Annotated in this window: 8 protein-coding genes and 2 pseudogenes; 5 read left to right on the plus strand and 5 right to left on the minus strand. The window is 43.5% G+C overall.

Annotation, left to right across the window (positions count from 1 at the left end; translation table 11 throughout):
- The first annotated feature begins 12 nt into the window (after window positions 1-12).
- Window positions 13-783, plus strand: coding sequence for a carboxypeptidase-like regulatory domain-containing protein (locus SLW70_RS12360; protein WP_320888737.1), 771 nt, complete (start codon window positions 13-15; stop codon window positions 781-783).
- 289 nt (window positions 784-1,072) lie between these two features.
- Here SLW70_RS12360 and SLW70_RS12365 read toward each other — a convergent pair whose 3' ends face one another.
- Entirely contained in the window at window positions 1,073-2,536 is a 1,464-nt protein-coding gene (locus SLW70_RS12365) for an aminoacyl-histidine dipeptidase (RefSeq protein ID WP_320888739.1), read from the minus strand.
- A gap of 356 nt (window positions 2,537-2,892) precedes the next feature.
- On the opposite strand from SLW70_RS12365, the gene SLW70_RS12370 reads away from it, so the two are divergent.
- Entirely contained in the window at window positions 2,893-3,948 is a 1,056-nt protein-coding gene (locus tag SLW70_RS12370; RefSeq protein WP_320888740.1) for a DUF3810 domain-containing protein, read from the plus strand.
- A gap of 131 nt (window positions 3,949-4,079) precedes the next feature.
- On the opposite strand, the gene SLW70_RS12375 is transcribed toward SLW70_RS12370, so the two are convergent.
- The 3 genes from SLW70_RS12375 to SLW70_RS12385 all read right to left on the minus strand — a co-directional run bounded on the left by SLW70_RS12375 (window position 4,080) and on the right by SLW70_RS12385 (window position 7,125).
- Window positions 4,080-5,384 carry an NAD(P)/FAD-dependent oxidoreductase gene (locus SLW70_RS12375; protein WP_320888741.1) on the minus strand — a complete coding sequence of 435 codons (1,305 nt, stop codon included), beginning with the start codon at window positions 5,382-5,384 and terminating at the stop codon, window positions 4,080-4,082.
- Between the two features lie 146 nt (window positions 5,385-5,530).
- Window positions 5,531-6,340, minus strand: a complete 810-nt coding sequence (locus SLW70_RS12380) for a lysophospholipid acyltransferase family protein (protein ID WP_320888742.1) — start codon at window positions 6,338-6,340, stop codon at window positions 5,531-5,533.
- A gap of 134 nt (window positions 6,341-6,474) precedes the next feature.
- On the minus strand, window positions 6,475-7,125 hold the full coding sequence (locus SLW70_RS12385) for a CoA pyrophosphatase (RefSeq protein WP_320888743.1): 651 nt from the start codon (window positions 7,123-7,125) through the stop codon (window positions 6,475-6,477).
- Window positions 7,126-7,217: 92 nt separating this feature from the next.
- On the opposite strand from SLW70_RS12385, the pseudogene SLW70_RS12390 reads away from it, so the two are divergent.
- From SLW70_RS12390 to SLW70_RS12400, 3 genes and pseudogenes are all read left to right on the plus strand, one after another.
- Window positions 7,218-7,635, plus strand: a pseudogene (locus SLW70_RS12390) (DUF4268 domain-containing protein).
- A gap of 167 nt (window positions 7,636-7,802) precedes the next feature.
- Complete coding sequence (locus SLW70_RS12395) at window positions 7,803-7,934, plus strand: hypothetical protein (protein ID WP_320888745.1); 132 nt, start codon at window positions 7,803-7,805, stop codon at window positions 7,932-7,934.
- Between the two features lie 38 nt (window positions 7,935-7,972).
- Window positions 7,973-8,224 (plus strand): hypothetical protein, encoded by a 252-nt coding sequence (locus SLW70_RS12400; RefSeq protein ID WP_320888747.1) that lies wholly within the window; start codon window positions 7,973-7,975, stop codon window positions 8,222-8,224.
- A 2,084-nt stretch (window positions 8,225-10,308) separates the two neighbouring features.
- Here the strand turns inward: SLW70_RS12400 and SLW70_RS12405 are convergent.
- Window positions 10,309-11,176: pseudogene (locus tag SLW70_RS12405) on the minus strand (S1 RNA-binding domain-containing protein); the annotation flags it as partial.
- Window positions 11,177-18,918 lie beyond the last annotated feature (7,742 nt).

Below are 18,918 nucleotides of genomic sequence, written 5' to 3' on the forward strand. Positions count from 1 at the left end.
TTAAAACAGTTTATGAAATATTTTGTAGTTTTCTTTTTTTTAACGCTATCCTTGTCGCTCTCTGCACAAGAATCCCAATCTTCTCAAAAAGTTACTGGTTTTATTTATAATGATAACACTAAACTTCCGTTGATAGATGCCAATGTCATCAATATTAACAAGGTAAGAGGAGCACAAACTAATTCCAAAGGTTATTTTGAAATTGATGTTCATCCTAATGACACTTTACATATTTCCCTTTTAGGTTTTCAATCCCTGAGAGTAAAAGTTACCAATGACTGGTTGAAAAATAAAGTCGCTAAAATCTTTTTGACCGAAAGAGCCATAGCACTTGAAGAAATTGTAATCAGACCCTTTAACCTTACTGGTTACTTAGAAGTCGATTCTAAAACCATTCCTACCAAAGAAAACTATCGTTACAGTATCTCTGGACTTACCCAAGGATATGAAACTGGACAATACGCTCCCAATGCTTTCAACAAAATCTTAGGGTCTATATTTAACCCCGCAGATATGCTTTACAATATCTTTGGAAAAAAAGGAAATGAATTGCGGAAATTAAAAGACATGAAGAAAGATGACACCGTTCGAAATCTTTTGGAATCTAAATTTGATAGAGAAACCATTGCTGTACTTTTAGGAGTCGACAAAAAAGAAATTGCCGAAATTTTGCAACGTTGTAACTATTCCGAATCTTTTATTCAAACCGCTAACGACCTTCAAATCATGGACGCTATTAGTGGTTGTTATGAAGAGTATAAAATCCTTAAAAAAGTTAAATAAAGGACATTACGTTATTTATTTTAGGTCAAATGTATATTCAAGCAATACATTACCTACCTTCGCTAAGAACCATAGGTTCCTAACTAAATAAACAAACCATGGCAAAAAGTCAAGACGCTAAAAAAACGGCAAAAAAAGAACCGTTGAAAACAGCAAAAGAGAAGAAGGAAGAAAAAAGAGAAAAAAAGAATAGTCCTAAGAGAGACTAAGAATAGTATTCAGTATTCAGGGAAAAGTGTTCAGTTTGCATTGGTAAACTGAACACTTTTTTTATACTGAACACTGAACGCTATTTCAAAGGAATATTCCCTAAAACTTCAACTAAAAATTTCCAGAATTTTTGAGACGAAGAAATACTCGCTCTTTCGTCAGGACTATGAGCTCCAAGGATGGTTGGTCCAAACGAAATCATATCCATATCAGGATAATTAATTCCTAAAATTCCACATTCTAATCCAGCGTGACAAGCAGCTACTTTTGGCTTTTCATTGTTTTGTTTTTCATAAATAGGCAACAAAACCTTCAATATTTCCGACTCTGGATTAGGATTCCAACCTGGGTAGGCACCTCCAAATTCTACTTCACAACCCATCAATTCAAATGAAGATTGAATGGCTGTAGCCAAATCATATTTAGCCGACTCAACGGATGAACGCGTCAAACATTTTACTTCTAGTTTTCCGTTTCCAACTTCTACAATGGCAATATTATTTGAAGTTTCGACCAAATTGTCAAAATCAGCACTCATGCTATATACACCATTATGTGCGGCATACATGGAGCGAACAAAATAATACTGAGCCATTGATGGCATAACCGACTGAGGTGTTTTCTTTAATTTTTCGAAAACCACTTCTAGATTAGGCTCTGTAGTTTTGAATTCGTTCTTGATTTCGTTGACTACTTGTTGCATATCAAAAACAAAAGCCTCGTCATAAACAGCAGCGATAATCACTTTTGCAACACTTTCCCTCGGAATGGCATTACGCAAACTTCCTCCTTTGATTTCAGCAATTTGTAATCCAAAATCATCAAAAGCATTAAACAAAATACGATTCATGATTTTATTAGCATTTCCTAAACCACGGTGAATATCCATTCCTGAATGTCCACCTTTTAGACCTTTAACTGTGATGGTATATCCAACTGAACCTTCTGGAGTTTCTTCTTCATCATATTCTGCAACTGCTGTTACGTCTAGTCCACCAGCACAACCAATTCCGATTTCGTCATCTTCTTCAGTGTCTAAATTCAAAAGTATCTCTCCTTTTAAAACTCCTGCTTCCAAATTAAATGCTCCTGTCATTCCGGTTTCTTCATCAATCGTAAACAAAGCTTCAAGAGCGGGATGCGCAATATCTGTGCTTTCAAGAATAGCCATAATCGCAGCTACTCCTAGCCCATTATCCGCTCCTAGTGTCGTTCCTTTGGCACGAACCCAATCCCCATCCACATACATATCGATTCCTTGGGTATCAAAATCAAAAACGGTATCGTTATTTTTTTGGTGCACCATATCGATATGCCCTTGTAAAACAACCGTTTTACGGTTCTCCATCCCTGGAGTCGCTGGCTTACGAATAATTACATTGCGGATTTCATCTTCAAAAGTTTCCAATCCAAGTTTAGTTCCAAAATCTTTCATAAAGGCAATCACTCGGTCTTCTTTCTTTGATGGACGAGGTACTGCATTTAAATCGGCAAATTTATTCCACAAAGCTTGTGGCTCTAGGTTTCTTATTTCTTGACTCATGTATCGTGTTTGAGAGGTTTAAATTTTAAGAACTCAAAGTTACAAAGTTTAATCTAACTCAAAGGGTACAATTATTTATAAAAAAAATTAAAACACATAGAAACATAGATTAAAAGAAAGAGATAGACCAATACATTGGTTTCACATAGCTATGTTACCTTAAAAAAAGGATCACGCCATTTATATACTAAAATAGCTATGTTCCTATGTGTTTAATGTTTATCTAAGTGGAAATTAAATAGATGAATAAAGTCTAATTATCAAATCTTTGTGCTTCTTAGCGCTACCTTTGTGCTCTTTGTGTTTATGCTTTTAACTAGTTAATTCGCTATATTTACGTTTTCAAAATTAATCTTGTGAAATCAAAATACCTACTTCCCCTTTTCTTAATAGTTCAAATTCTGTTTCTAAAAGTAATCGCTTTTTTTCCTGATTTTATTGAAGAATATTACAGCAATGGTTTCTATCTTTTTATTTCTAAGATGTTAAGAATTACATTGGGTGTTTTTCCGTTTTCTGTTGGGGATTTACTTTATGGAATTCTTATTTTTTTTATTGTTAAATGGTTTTGGAACCATAGAAAATCTTGGAAAACTTCTTGGAAAGAAAACAGCTTAACCATTTTGAGTTTTCTATCGGTTCTTTACTTTATCTTTCATTTGCTTTGGGGCTTGAATTATTATCGTGAACCATTGTTTGAAAAAATGAATATTCAAAGAGAATATACAGATGCCGAATTGTTGACTTTTACCAAAAAGTTAATTTCGAAAACAAATGCCCTTCAGAACCAAATTACCAATAACGATAGCTTGAAGGTGATTTTTCCGTACACACAAGACAGCGTTTTCAAAATGAATGTCAAAGGCTACCGCATTCTAGCTGCTAAACATCCTTTTTTCAAATTCGAGCATCTTAGTTCTAAGCCATCAATTATTAGCTTACCGTTGACTTATATGGGGTTTGGAGGTTATTTAAATCCATTTACCAATGAGTCTCAAGTCAATTTTTTAATTCCGATGGTTCATTTCCCAATGGTTTCTGCTCATGAAATGGCTCATCAACTGGGTTATGGAAGTGAAAGTGAATGTAACTTTATCGGATTTTTGGCTTCTGTAAAAAATGAAAATCTCTATTTTAAATATGCAGGTTATAGTTATGCGCTTCGCTATTGTTTAGGAAATTGGCAAATGCGTGATGAAAAGACATTCAAAGTCTTACTAAAAACCATTAATCCTGGAATCATCAAAAACTACCAAGAAAATGAAGCCTTTTGGGAAAATTATCAAACGCCAATTGAGACCGCTTTTCATGCTTTTTACAATCGTTTTTTAAAAATCAATCAGCAGGAAGACGGATTGAAAAGCTATAGTAAGTTCTTGAATCTTTTGATTAACTATAAAGAAGAAATTTAAAGTTCTTATTTAACCGCAAAGCACACAAAGGTAGCACTAAGAGCACAAAGTTTTTAAACACCGATTTCACAGATACTCGCTATGTTTTTCATTTCTCAGAACCTTAGCAACTTAAAACTTAGCCCCTCCTCCTAAAGTTCATCACTCGTAAAGGTCGTAAAACTTCTTTTTTTGTAAGGGCGAATGATGAGTCGGCTTTCACGGTCGAAACGGATGTAATTGTACACCCAACTCATAAAAACAATGACTTTGTTTTTGAATCCAATCAATGAAAAGAGATGGACGAACATCCAAACAAACCAAGCAAAAACACCATCAAAATGAAATTTAGGTAAATCAACAACTGCCTTATTTCGACCGATGGTTGCCATCGAACCTTTGTCGCAATATTCAAAAGCCTCCATGGGTTTGTTTTGAATAAGCTTCACAATATTTTCTCCCAAAACTTTACCTTGTTGTAAAGCTGGTTGGGCCATCATAGGATGCCCTTGTGGAAAATCAGCTGTTTCCATACAAGCGACATCGCCTATAGCAAATAGATTTTCGTACCCTTTTATTTGGCTAAATTCATTTACGCGAATGCGTTCCGCTTTTTCAATTAACGAATCGGGGGCTAATCCATGCACCAAAGCCCCTTGTACACCAGCAGTCCAAATCACCGTTGCCGCCTCAAAAGTCAGTTCGGAATTTGTGGTAACAGTTCGACCGTTATAGTTTTTTACACGCACATTTTTCCAAATACGCACTCCTAAGCTCTCCAAGAATTTTTCGGCCGCAATCGAGGATTTCTCACTCATAGTATTCAGGATTCGGTCGCCACTTTGAATCAGATTGATGTGCATTTTGGAAATATCAAGATCGGGATAGTCTTTTTGAAGAATGGCTTTTTTCATTTCGGCCAAAGCGCCAGCCAACTCTACTCCTGTTGGTCCGCCACCCACAAGGACAAAATTAATAAGACTTTCTCTTTCAGCTATATCGTTGGTTAAAACCGCTTGCTCAAAGTTTTCCAAAATCAAACTTCGAATATTCAACGCTTGTGGGATGTTTTTCATCGCCATGCTGTTGCGTTCTATTTCTTTGTTACCAAAATAATTCGTTTTTGCCCCAGTTGCCAAGACCAAATAATCATAAGCAAGCTCCCCTATTTCAGTATTTATTTTTTGGTTTTGGGTGTCAATTTCTCGAACATTGGTTAACCTAAAATAAAAATTATCATATTCCTGAATCACTTTTCGCAAAGGATAAGCAATCGAACCGTCTTCGAGTCCACCTGTTGCTACTTGATACAGTAGAGGTTGAAAAGTATGGTAATTGTTTTTATCCAAAAGCACCACTTGTACAGCTTGTTTTTTTAAGGCTTTCGCCAAAGCGATTCCTGCAAAACCACCGCCAATGATAACAATTCTAGGTAAAGAGGTATTTGGAATATTCATGATTTATAAGGTTAGAGGTTAATCGGTTAGAAAAGGCTTATTCGTTAAGGGTAATAGGTTAATTGTTTAATCGGTTAGAATTTACGTAATTATTTCAGTCGATTAAGCAGTTAACCAATTAATCCGTTAAACTCTTAAACGACTTACTAAACCTCCCATTCTCTCAACCTATTCAATCGTTCTTGTTCTTCTAGTTCTTCAACCGAAAGCACATTAAGAAATGATGGATGTTGCTCTATCGCATACTCTACTTTTTCTACAATTTCGTCAATGGTGTCGTTTTCATAATCAAATTGCAATGGCTCTTTGATGATAAATGATTGTAAAATTCCTTTTTTCTTGACACGCAAGCCTTTTTTATCAAATGAACGGCGGAAACCGTCAATGACGATAGGTACAACAATAGGCTTATGTTGTTTGATAATGTGGGCTGTTCCTTTTCGAACAGGTTTAAATGATTTGGTAGTTCCTTGCGGAAAAGTAATCACCCATCCGTCCTGAAGTGCTAGTTTTATATTCTCAGTATCGTTAGGGTTTACTTCTTTTTTTTCGGTTACATCTACTCCTTTTGAACGCCAAGTACGTTCAACTGTAATGGCTCCGGCATACGCCATAATACGAGGCAACAAGCCCGCTTGCATGGTTTCTTTGGCCGCTACATAATAAATATTGAGTTTAGGTTCCCACAGATAGCCTACATTTTTGATACTATCAGTACGACCGCTCAAACTTGCATTAAAAACATGAAACATGGCCACCACATCCGCAAAATAGGTTTGATGGTTGGATACAAAAAGAACATTGGTTTCGGGTAAATTTTTAATGATTTCAGAACCTTCAATTTGCAATTCATTAAACCCTCGATAACGTCTATGAGTTAAGGCGCCAAAAACACGAATTAACCACTTTTTGATAAACAATATATGACCAAAAGGATTGCGTTTTAATAATCCCATAAAAAAAATGTTTCTATAATAATGTTGGGGTACGAATGTACTCATTTTTTCATAACTATAGATTGGTTTAGCTGTTCACTATCCTTCGATTAGCTAATTTTAGTGCTATTTTTGATTGATTCTATATTTCGTGTTTATCTTGATAGTCGCATTACATCCTTTAATACTTCTTTTAATTCACTCAACATCATGGCAGTTGCTCCCCATACCATTTGTCCTTCAATTTCAAATGCCGGCACTTCAATATCGGTGGCGTACGAGGTTGTCAAACGTACTTTTACAATAATTTCTTCACTCAAAAACACAGATAAAGGCAATTCAATTACTCGATCTACTTCAGAAGGGTCAGGAACAAATGCGATTTCGTTTGTACTAATTCCCATAAAAGGATAAACCAAAAAATTGCTAGGCGGAATATAAATAGGCGAAAAATCTTTTTTTATTTCGATAAAATCAGGCGGCACTCCTACTTCTTCATGTGTTTCACGCAAGGCTGTTTGTGCAAACACACCATCTTCTGCTTCAAATTTGCCCCCAGGAAAAGCGATTTGTCCAGAATGAACGCCTTCATATAAATTGCGAACAATCAAAACCAAATGTGTTAAACCTGCTTTAGGATACAATAACATCATTACGGCTGCAGTTTTTGTTTTTTTGGCTTCAAAGTCAATATTTTTTAGCTCTTCCATTCGCTCAAAAGGAGCCATTTTAGCATGAGCAACCGTAGCAGGAAGTTCAGCCTTAATAATATGGGGAACAATTTCTAAAAAATAGTGAAAATCCATAATCAAATCTTATTTTTGCAGACCGTAGCCAATATAAATATAGTCTAGAAAATAAAGCTTCGCAAGTTTTCTTAATTCAATCGCATAAAACAATGTACAGTAAAGCAGAAAGTCAAAAATCAAAAAGAGAATTTTGGGTCACATTTGCCGAAAATATCCTCGCAAATGGGTACTTTATGATACTAAAATCAAAGACTTTTCTTTTAAGTTTTTATGTTGATAATAAAAAGCTCAGGTTTTCATTGATATTGAGCATCGAAGTGATGAAAAACAGTCGGCTTATTTTGAAAAATTAGTAGCCTTAAAAACATACTCGAAGAAGAATTTATCAAAGACTTGGTATTCGAAAAAGAATATGTCCTTGAAAGTGGCAAAACTATAAGTCGTATCTGGTAGAAAAATTAGGTGTCGTTTTAGCAATAGAAATCATTGGGACACCATTTTTGACTTCTTTTTCGAAAAAATGAATGCTTGGAGCTTTTCTATTTGGAATATGACGAATTGTATTAAAGGATATAGAATAGCATTCGTTCTATTTAACAGATAGTTCTTTTTTCTAAATATTTACTTATAATCAACTCATTTCTAGTAGTCTGAACAAATATTTTTGGTCTAATCACTATGCTTTGCTTTAAAAAATCACTACCTAGTGTATCAATTTCTAAAACTACAGTATTATGACCAATGTAAAAACCTTAAATAAATGGGCAAATGCTCATTCTTATTTTAACTATCGATTTTGTCCGAATTGCTCGAGGTGTATTTTTATTCATGAAGGAGTTGAATTTATTACCAATATTCATATTTAGTAGATTTAATATCCCCTATAAGATAAAATTGGAGGCGAATGTTCCTGTGTACATTATATCGCACCAGCACATATGATTGGCGGAATAATGATTGTTTTGGGTTACTCACTAGATGGGCAATAATAGCGCAACTACCTATTTTAGCAGGAGCGGTATTAGTAGCGCTAATGAATTATATGGCAACACACAATCTATTACTAGCCGCTGTTACTTTAGCAATTTGTATTTTCTTTTTATTTTATGGTAGCGGTAAAAACTCTGCCGATTACTATTTCAAAATGCAGCAATAACCAATAATTTTTTAACCAAAAAAAATGCCTCACATTGCTGTGAGGCACTTTTTGTTATATGTAAGGTCGTTTGTGTGTATTCCTAGCCCAGAGGGAAGCGGCCATCCTTGTGGCGGCGGCATTTATGCCGCCACAAGATAGAGCGGACAGCTGGAAATAGCTCCTAAAAAAAGAGCGTAATATAGTTAACCACTAGTTTTTGATAAACTTAGACCTTGAATCCCTTTGTTTGTGTATCTATTTTGATTAATGTAATTTCCGGTTCTAAGACTAGATACGTCAATATTCGAAATTCTTTTTAGTTGGTAAAACCAAAACAAAGTTGGCCTAACATATCATAAACAGCTATTGATTTTATTTAGAATTTCATTTTTGACCGTGAGACTTAGAAAAGTATCTACTGGATAGGATGAATTGTAAAATAGGTTGGCAAAAATTAATCAATTGTTTCCACATGAACTATCACTGAAGATCTCTACAACACAATCAAGGTAACCATTTTGTGTAGCTTTATTTTAAAATTATTTACGTCATAATCCATACACCAACAGGTAGATTAGTGTGGTTTGTAAAAGGATACCTTATGGTGTTATTTTGACCTGGAGGATTAGGAATACCAAATAACGATTCATTGGGTTTTAAGTATAGTGTTAGTTAAATGGTTATCACTGAAATTAACCGAATTCAAACCAAAAAAATCAATTTGGAGATTTTCCGAAGCATGATAAATGGTCTTGAATAGTTCTTAAGATCAAAGTCACAAATTTATTAAAACTACAATCTAATATTCTTACTAATAAACTCCGTGGAGTGGATTTGGTTGTAAAATATTATGACTACTAAATTTAGATTTAAAAACATTTTTACACTAAAACCCTAATAAATTGGAATAACAATCCAGTTCCTGTTAGAACAACATCTCCAATAGTTAATTAGTCAATTTATATCATGGCAAATTAGAGTTCCAGATTTACTAAAGAACTCACATCCAAAGACGTGAGTGTTATTTCCATACATGAAAAACTCTAGATTTGTCAAATGAGAGACTTCTATACTTGAAATATTATTTCTGATATAATCAGCACCAAAAGATTATCAATCCTGTCAAGTCTAAGTATCTAATTGATTACCATCACATTCAGATATTTTAATTTTGCAATCCTGTTAAATGAGAATTGATAAATCATTACCTTAAAACATCTATATTTCTAGATTATTTGCTCCATTAAAATTGATAGAAGTCAATAAATTTTCCTGACTACGCAGAGTAATAAGAGTACTTAAACCCGACAAATTTAACGCAGTAAGTTATTCTGCTCACAAACCATCTCTTTTGAGTTTACTTTAACTTACTAACATCTAATTCTGTTAGTTGGTTAAAGCCACAATTAACAGTTTCAAGTGTTATTTATACCCAGTTACATTTAATGTAGTAAGCAAATTTTGATCACACCACAATACTGAAGGTCTCTAGGCTACAAACATTAAATGAAGTAGCTTATTATAGTACAATTTAATGATTTTAAATTCGTCAAACCAGTTACATCTAGTGAAAAGTAGGTTAGTATACAATTCAAACCTGAATATTTGTAAAACCGTAATCCCTGACTAAGAGTTTATTGCGGTAAAACTTACGTCCAATTCTTTTAGTAGTAGTGCTTCACTTTCTTGATTTGTCCGTCACTGTTAGCATCAACTTTAAAATAATTTCCAGCTAAATTTTTGCGGTTGTATTACTAGAATCTCGCCGCTAATACTTCGCCTTAAAATTAGCATTCAGAATATCACTATCTGTGAACAACATTATCAAAATAAATAATGCAATTAATAAAAAGTAGTTTTCTTCATTTGTAAGATTTTGGAGCAAATATACACAAAAACTAACACTAAATATTTTCCTACTTTAAATAATTTAAACAAAAAAAGCCTCACATCCCTGTGAGGCTTTCTATTATAAAAAAGTTGAGAATTATTTTTTCTCAGATTTTTCCATTTAGCTTTCAAAGCAGCTAATACATCATTGTGTCACCTAAAGTCGCGTGGTGCGTGTATAAGGCAATAATTTTCAGTTGCAGCTTTCACATTTTCTCTTCTTCTTCACGGAAGATAGCAGTGTGAGTTATGCTACTACTCTTTTGAATTCTTGTTGAATTCAATTACTTTGAAATCTGCAGATTCACCTTTTTCATTTCTTACCGTCTTCTTTTTCAAGGTGACGAGTAGGAATGAAAGCAACGATATCATCTCCAAATTCTACAGTAGCTCCTTTTGTCAACAATCTAGAGATCTCTCCGTTGGATATTCCAACAGCGAATGAATCTCGTACTGATCCAAGGTTGCAGTAGTTTGTTTGTGACCTAAAGATAATTTACGTCCTTCAACATCTAATTCTAATACTACAACGTCAAGTTTTTCACCAACGTTTACAAACTCAGATGGGTGTTGATTTTCTTAGTCCAAGATAAGTCCAGAGATGTAGATTAATCCATCAATTCCTTCTTCTAATTCTACGAAAATACCAAGTTTGTGATTTCAACGATACTGTATGTTTAGAAAACCTACTGGGTATTTAAAGTAATATCAGTCATGGATCTTGAGATAATGTTTGATACCTAATGACATCTTACGATCGTCATCTATGCTATGTAAGATTGAGCTTCGATTACATCACCTACTTTAACGAAATCTTGAGCAGAACGTAAATGAGTAGACCATGACATTCAAAACGTGGATTAAACTTCAACACCTCAGCACTTCTCTGAAAGCTCCGTATCAGCGATAACTCACTACTTTACCAGAAACTTTATCACCAATAGTTAAGTTGCATCAAGTGCATCCCATGGTGACGGCGTTATTGTTTCAATCCTAATGGATTCTTGTTTTCTCTCATTCGAAATCAAGGATTACAACGTTTAAATTTTGATCTAATTCAAGAACCTCTGATGTGTTATTCTAACCTGAAAGCATAAGTATTAATCATCTACACCACCAATCAAGATACACACCGTAAGAATTATGTGTTTTAACAACACACACACACACACACACACACACACCCCCGGGGGGTTGGGGGGGTGGGGGAAAAACAAATTGTTTGTGTGTGGGACACAACACCACCAAATTTAGGAAAAAAAGGAGTTGTAGGGAAGGGGGGTTGGTAATTGTGGGAGGAGGGGGTAGGATTGTGAAAGGATTGTTAAGGGGGTTGTATTATTAGGGGGTTTGGAGGGTGGGGATATTAGGGTTGGAATTGGGGGGGTAGTTTAGATGTTGAGAGTTGGGGTTATGATTGGTTGAATGTTTTAAGAGTGAGTTTTAGATTATGATGTAATAAGGTGGAGTATGGTTATTTTAATGGTTATGGGAGAATGGGATGTGATAGTGTTAGAGTGAAATGTGGTGTGTAAAGGGGAGGGTTATTGTAGTTGGTAAGGGGTGAAGATAGTGGATTGGTTGTAGAGTATGTGATAATTAGGGTTGGGGGGGTTATTGGAGGGTTTGTTGTTATAGATTAGGTATGGTGTGATTAGTGTTAGAGAGTGATGTTGGAGTTATTATTATAATGAGTAGTAGGAGGAGGTGAGGTATGTTTAGGGGTGTAGTTGGAGGAGTTGGAGGATTGGGGGATGATAGTATGATTGTAAGGAGATTTGGGATGGTTTTGGAGTTTTTAGAGAGGGTGGTGGGGGATTATGAGTGTGTTTTGGGTGTGAGGAGAGGGTGGGAGGTGTTTTTTATTATTTGGGGGGGTGTTGGTTGGTGTAAGTGTTTAGAGGTGGATAATTTTGTAGATTTTGGTTGTATGGGGTGGTTAGTATTTTTTGTAGTAGTGTTGGTAATATTTTAATTTTATGTTATAATTGTGTTTAGGGGAAGGGGGTTGATTTTGAAAAGGGATATTATATAGAAAAGAAGAGAGAAAGGTGAGAGAAGAAATTATGAGTAGTATTGTAAGAGAATGATGAGTGGGGTGGGGGGGGAGTGTGGTGGGGGTGGTTGAGTATTTTTTTTGGTAGAGGGGTGGGGTGTTTGTTTTGTGTGTGGTGGATTAGTTTTTTTTTATTGAAGATGTTTGAGTAAGTGTGGGGTGTAGGAGTTTGGGGGAGTTATGTGTTGGGGATTTATTTATTTTTGTTTGTATTTTTGTTGGTTAGGTTTTTTGTTTGTGATTTTTATTTTAGGGTTGGTTTAGGGGGGTTGAGATTAGGTAGTGTAGGGTGTGTAATTGTGGGAGATTTTATTTGTTGGTGTTTGGTGTGATGGGGGATTTGTGGTAGAAGGTGTGTTGGGATGGTTGGATAGGGGGTGTGGAGGGATTTGATATTTGATTTGAGTTAGATATTTGGATTTGATTGGGTGGTTGATTTTGGTATGATTTGGGGTGTGTAGGGTGTATTGTGGATTTAGAGTTGGATTTGATTTTGGATTAGGTAGTTGTGTTTTTTGTTTTTAGTGTAGTGGAGTATTGTATGGGGGATTTTAGGTGTTTTGATTTTTGATTGTGTAGGGGGATGTATTTGGGTTGGGGTTGAATTTTGTGGAGTGTTTGGGTGATTTGGTGTGTTTTGGTTTTTTTTGATGTAAATTGGGTATTGTGTTTTTGGAGGGAGGGGATGTGTTTTTGATTTTGGTTGGTGTTAGTGTGGTGATGTGTTGGGTGTTGTGAGATTTTTGTTGAGGTGTGGTGTGGTGATTTGTTGGGTTTTGTGTGGTTTTAGTTATTGAAGTGGTGGTGGGTTTTTTAGTGATTTGTTATATTATTAAGGGGTTTGGTAATTGTTTTGGGGGTGTTGTGGTGGTTAGTTTGTGATGTGTTGTTTGAATTGTGTATGTTGTTGTATTTTAATGGGTTGGGTTTTGATGGTGTGTGTGAAGTATATGTTAGTAGTGTGGTGTGTTGGGGGATTTAATGAGTTTATTGTGTGTTGTGATTTGTGTTTTTTGGATTGGTGGTTGGTATTGTTAGTATTGTTTGTTGTTTGGGGGAAGATTGGTGGTATTGTAAATTTTTATTTGTTGGTTAGTTTTTAAAAGATGAATAGTTGTTGATGTGTAGATAGTTTGTAAGATGAGAAAGAAATTGAGGGGAGGTTTGTTGAGGGTGTTAGGTTGGGTGAATGGAGAGATTTGGTATTTTGTAGTGGATTGTGAGAGATTTGGTAGAGGTAGGAATGGTTATGGGTTGGTTTATTTGGGAAGTTTGTGTATAGGGAGTGGTTGGTATGTGGGTAAAAATGTTGAGGATGGTGAGGTGGGGGTAAGGGTGTGGTGAGGGAGTGTTGGGTGAGTAATGTAGTGTTTTATATGATATGGGTTGGATGTATATGTTTGATGGGAGGTTAGTTGAGTTTGTTATTTTGTGGTGTTATTGTGGTTGTGGTGTTTAAGGGGGTGGGGTTGTGTTAGGGGTTGGGTTGGTGTGGGGTTTGATGTTGTTATGTGTAGGTATTTGTAGGAGTTGGGGTGTGTGGATGGTGTGTTTAAATTGTGATTAGGGTGGGGGGTGTGTTAGTTGTTGTGTTTGGTGGGTGGTTTTGTGGGGTTGTGGATTTTTTGGGGTTTGGGGGGTAATGTGGGGTAATGTATGGTTTTTTTTTGGTAGAGGAGGTGAGGTTGGGGTAGGGAGGGTGTGGGGTATTATGTATTATTGGTGGGTTTTTTGTGTGGATTTGGTGGGTGTTGGTTGGTTGGGGGGGTGTTGGTTGTGGGGGTTTTGGTTTTATGTGTATTTGGGGTGGTGATTTTTAGTGGAGGTTGGTGTGGTGATGGAGGGGAGTTGTTTTTTTGGGGTGGGGAGTGTGTTTGGGATTTGTGGTGTGGGTTGAATGGTATGTTGATATTGTTAGTAGGGTGGGGTGTTGTGGGGAATTTAGGGTGTTTATTTAGGTTAGGTGGGGTTAGGTTGGAAGTGTGGATTTTTGTGGTTTGTGTGTTGGTAGTAGTTTTGTGGTGTTGAGGGATTTTGTGTGGGATGTTTGGGTATTTGTGGTGTGTGTTGGGTTTAGTGGATGTGAATTTTAGGGGTGTGGTGTGGGGGTATTAAGTTTTGTATATGTTTGTATGGGTTAGTTTGGTTAGATTAGTTGGGAATGGGTGGTGTGGTTGGGGTGATTTGGTTAATGGGGGGTGAGGGGTTGATATATAAGGGTTTTGTGGGTTGGATTGTGTTTAGGTGTGAGGGGTGAGTTGGGTGTTAGGTGGATGTGGGTTGGTAGTATTTGGTGGTGGGAGTTTTTTAGGTATGGGTGGTTGTGGTGGGTGGTTTAGTTTAGGGGGGTTATTGGTTGTGGTTGTGTGTTGTGTTGGTGGTGGGGTGGTTTGGTGGTTGGGTGGGGGTGTGGGGGGGGTGTGGTGGAGGGGTGGGGTTTGTGGTTTGGGTGGGGGGTTGTTGGTTTGGGGTGGGTGTTGTGTGGGGGTGTGTTGTTTGTGGTGTGTGGGTTTGTGGTGGGGGGTGGGGTGTGGGTGTTGGTGGGTGGTTGTGGTGGGGGGGTGTTGGGGGGTGTGGGGTGGTGTGGGGGTGTGTGGTGGTGGGGTGGGTGTGGGGGGTGGGTGTGGGTGGGGGGTGGTGTGGGGGTGGTGGTGGGTTGTGGGGTGGGTGGGTGGTGTGGGGTGTGGTGGGGGGGGTTTGGGGGGTGGTGGGGGTTGTGGGTGGTGGTTGTGGGTGGTTGTGTGGGGGGTGGTGTTGGGTGGTGTGGGGTGGTGGGTGTGGGTGTTGGGTGGGGGTGTGTGGTGGTGGTTGGTTGGGGGTGTGGGGGTTGGTTTGGGGTGGGTGTTGTTGGTGGGTGGGGTGGGGGTGTGGTGGTTGTTGGTGTGGGGGGGTGTGGGTGGTGGGTGGTTGTGGTGGGTGTGGGGTGGGTGTGGGGGGTGGTGTTGGTGGGTGGGTGTTGGGGTGGGTGGTTGGGGTTTGTGGTTGTTGTGGGTGGTGGTGTGGGGGTGGTGTGTTGTGGGTGGGGGGGTGGTGTGGTTGGGGTGTTGTGTTTGTGGTGGGTGGTGGGTGTGTTTGTGGGGTGGGGTGGGTGGGGTGTGGGTTGGGGGGTGTGGGGGGGGTGGTGGGGTGGGGGGGTTGGGTTGTGGGTGGGTGTGGTGGGGGTTGGGGGGGTGTGGTGGGGGTGTGGGGGTGGGTGTGGGTGGGGTGTGGGTTGGGGTGGGGGGGTGTGGGGTGTGGTGGTGTGGGGTGGGTGGGGGGTTGGGGGGTGGTTGTGGGTGGGGTGGGTGGGTGGTTGGTGTGGTTGGGGGTGGGTTGGTGGTGGGGGGTGTGGGTGGTGGGGTGTGGTGGGGGGGTGGGGGGTGGGTTGGTGGTGGTGTTGGGGTGGGTGTGGGGTGGTTGGGGTGGGGGTTGGGGGTGGTGGTGGGGGGGGTGGGGGTTGGTGGGTGGGGGTGTTGGTGGGGGTGGTGTGGGGTGGTTGGGGGGTGGGGTGTGGGTGGTTGGTGGGGTGGTGTGGTGTGTGGGGGGTTGTGGGTGGTGGTGTGGGGTGGGTGGTGTTGGGTGGGTGGGGGGTTGGGGTGGGTGTGGGGGTGGGGGTGGTTGGGGTGGGGGGTGGTGTTGGGTGTGGTGTGGGGTGGGGGTTGTGGGTGGGGGTGGTGGGGGTGTTGGGTTGTGTGGTGGGTGTTGGGTGGGGGTGGGTGTTGGGTGGTGGTGGGGTGGGTGGTGGGTTGTGGGGGTGGGTGGGTGGGGTGGTGGGTGTGTGGGTGGTTGGGGTGGTGGGGGGGTGTGGGTGTGGTGTGGGGGTGGGTGTGGTGGGTGTGGGTTGGGTTGTGGGGTGGTGGTTGGGTGGGTGTTGGGTGGTGGGGGTGTGGGTGGGTGGGGTGTGTGGGGTGGGGTGTTGGTGGTTTGGTGGGTGGTGGTGGGGGTGGTTGTGGTGTGGTGTGGGGTTGTGGTGGGGGGTGGTTGGGGGTGGGTGGGTTGGTGGGTGTGGGGGGTGGGGTGGGTTGGGGTGTGGTTGTTTGGTGGGGTGTTGGGGGTGGGTTGGTGTGGGGTTGGGGTGTGGTGTTGGGGGGTGGGGGTGGGTGGGTGGGTGTGGGGGTTGTGGGTTGGGGGGGGTGGGTGTGGGGTGGGGGGGTGGTGGGTGTTGTGGTGGGGTGGGTGGGGTGTTGGGGTGGGGTGGTGTGGGTGGGTGGGGTGGTGGGGGGTGGTGGTGTTTGTGGTGGTGGGGGTGTGGGGTGGGTGTGGGGGTTGGTGTGGGGGGTGTGGGTTGGTGGGGTGGGTGTTGGTGGGTGGGGTGGGTGTTGTGGGTGGGGTGGGGGTTGGTGGGGTGTGGGGTTGGGGGGTGTTGGGTTGGTGGGGGTGTTGGGTTGGGGTGTGTGGTGGGGGGGTGTGGGGTGGTGGTGTGGGGTTGGTGGTGGTGTTGGGTGTGTGGGTGGGGTGGGTGGGGTGGGGTTGTGTGGGGGGTGGGGGGTGGTGTGGGTGTTGGTGGTGTGTGGGTGGGGTGGGTGGGGGGGTGTGGGGGTGTGGTTGGGTGGGTGTTGGTTGTGTGGGGTGGGGTGTGGTGGGGTGGGTGGGGTGGGGTGGGTGGGGTGTTGGGGTGTGGGTGGGGGGGTGGTGTGGGTGGTGTTGGGTTGTGGTGTGGGGGGTGGGGGTTGGTGGTGGGGGGTGTGGGGGGGGTGTGGTGGGTGTGGGGGGGTTGGTGGGGGGGTGGGGTGGTGTGGTGTTGGGGGTGGGGGTGGGTTGGTGGGGGGGTGTGGGGGTGGGGGTGGGGTTGGGTGGGGGTGGGTGGGTTGGGGGTGGTGGTTGGGGGGGTGGTGGGGTTGGTTGGGGTGGGTGTGGGTGGGGGTGTGGGGTGGGTGTTGGGTGTGGGGTGGGGTTTGTGGGTGGGGGTGGTGGTGGTGGGGGGTTGTGGGTGGGTGGTGTTGGGTGGTGGGGTGGGTGTTGTGGGTGTGGTTGGGGGGTGGGTGGGTTGTGGGGTGGGGTGGGTGTTGGTTGGGGTGGGTGGTGTTGTGGGTGGGTGTGGGGGTGGGGGGTGGGGTGTGGTGGGTTGGGTGGGTGTTGGGGGGGTTGGTGGGTGTGTGGTGTGTGGTGGGTGGGGGGTGTGGGTGTGGGTGGGGTGGGGGTGGGGTGTGGGGGTGGTGGGTGGGGGGTGGTTGGTTGGGGGTGGTGGGTGGGGGTGGGGGGGTGGGGTGGGTGGTTGGGGGGTTGGGGTGGGTGGGTGGGTGTTGGGGTGGTGGTGGGGGTGGGGGTGTGGGTGGGGGTTGGGGGGTGGTTGGGGTGGGGTGGGTGGGGGTGGGGGGTGGTGTGGGGTGGGTGTGGGGGTGGTGTGGGGGGGGGTGGTGGTGGGGTGTGGTTGGTGGGGTGTGGGGGGGGTTGGGGTGTGGGTGGGGTGGTGTGGGGGTGGTGGGGGGGTTGGGTGGTGGTGGTGGTTGGGTGGTGGTGGGGGGGTGGGTGGGTGGGGTGTTGTGGGGGTGTGGTGTGGTTGGGTGGGGTGGTTGTGGGTGTGGGGGGTGTGGTTGGGTGGGGTGTGGTGGTTGGGGTGGGGTGGGGGGTGGTGGGGGTGGGGGGGTGTTGGGGTGGGGTGGGTGGTGGGTGTGGGGTGTGGGGGGTGTGGGGTGGTGGGGGGGTTGTGGTGTGGGGTGGGGTGTTGGTGGTGTTGGTGTGGGGGGGTGGTGGTTGGGGTTGTGGGTGGTGTTGGTGGTGTGGGGGGTGGTTGGGTGGTGTGGGTTGGGTGGGGGTTGGGGTGGTGGGGTGTGGTTGGGTGGGGTGTGGGGTTGGGGGGGTGGTGGGTGGGTGTGTGGTGGGGGTGGGGTTTGGTGGGGTGGTGGGTGTGGGTTGGGGTGTTGGTGTGGGGTGGGGGTGGGGGGTGGGTGTTGGGTTGGTGGTGGGGTTGTGGGGTGGTGGTGGGTGTGGGTGGGTGGGGTGTTGTGGTGTGTGGGGTTGGTGGGTTGGGGGGTTGTGTGGGGGGGTGTGTTGGGTGTTGGTGGGTGTGTGGGGGGTGGGTGTGGGGTTGTGTGGGGGTGGGGGTGGGTGGGTTGGTGGGTGGTTGGGGTGGTGGTGTTGTGGGTGGGGGTGGGTGTGTGGTTGTGGGGTGTTGTTGGTTTGGTGGGGGTGGGTTGTGGGTGGTGTGGGTGTGGGTTTGTTGGGGTGGGTGTTGTTGGGGGTGTGTGTTGGGTTGTTGGTGGGGGGTGGTTGGTTGGGGGGGGTGGGGGTGGTGTGGTTGGTTGGGTGGGGTGGTTGGGGTGGGTGGTTGGGGGGTGGTTGGTTGGGTTGGGTGGGTTTGTGGGTGTTGGGTGGTTGTGGGTGTGGGGGGGGGTGTGGGGTTGGTGGTGTGGGTGTTGTTGTTGGTGGGGGTGGGTGGTTGTGTGGTGGGGTGGTGGGGTTGTGGTGGTGTGGGGTGGTGGGTGGGGGGGGTGTGTGGGTGGTGTGGGGGGTGTGTTGTGGGTGGGGGGTGTGGGTGTTGTGGTGGTGGGGTTGGTGGGGTGGGGTGTGGTTGTGTTGTTGGGTGGTTGGGTGGTTGTTGTGGTTGGGGTTGTTGGGGGTGGTGGGGGTTGTGGGTGGTGGGTGGTGTTGGTGGTTGGGTGGGGGTGGGGGTTGGTGTGGGGTTTGGTGGTGTTGGGGTGGGTGGTGGGGGTGGGTGGGTGGGGTTGTGGGTGGTGTGGTTGTTGGGGTGTGGTGGGGTGTTGTTGGGGGTGTGGGTGGGGTGTGTGGTTGGGGGTGTGGTGGTGTTGTGGGGGTTTGGGTTGGGGGGGGTGGTTGGGGTGTTGGG

This window comes from Flavobacterium sp. NG2, from assembly GCF_034119845.1.
In the GTDB taxonomy this organism is placed as follows: Bacteria; Bacteroidota; Bacteroidia; order Flavobacteriales; family Flavobacteriaceae; genus Flavobacterium.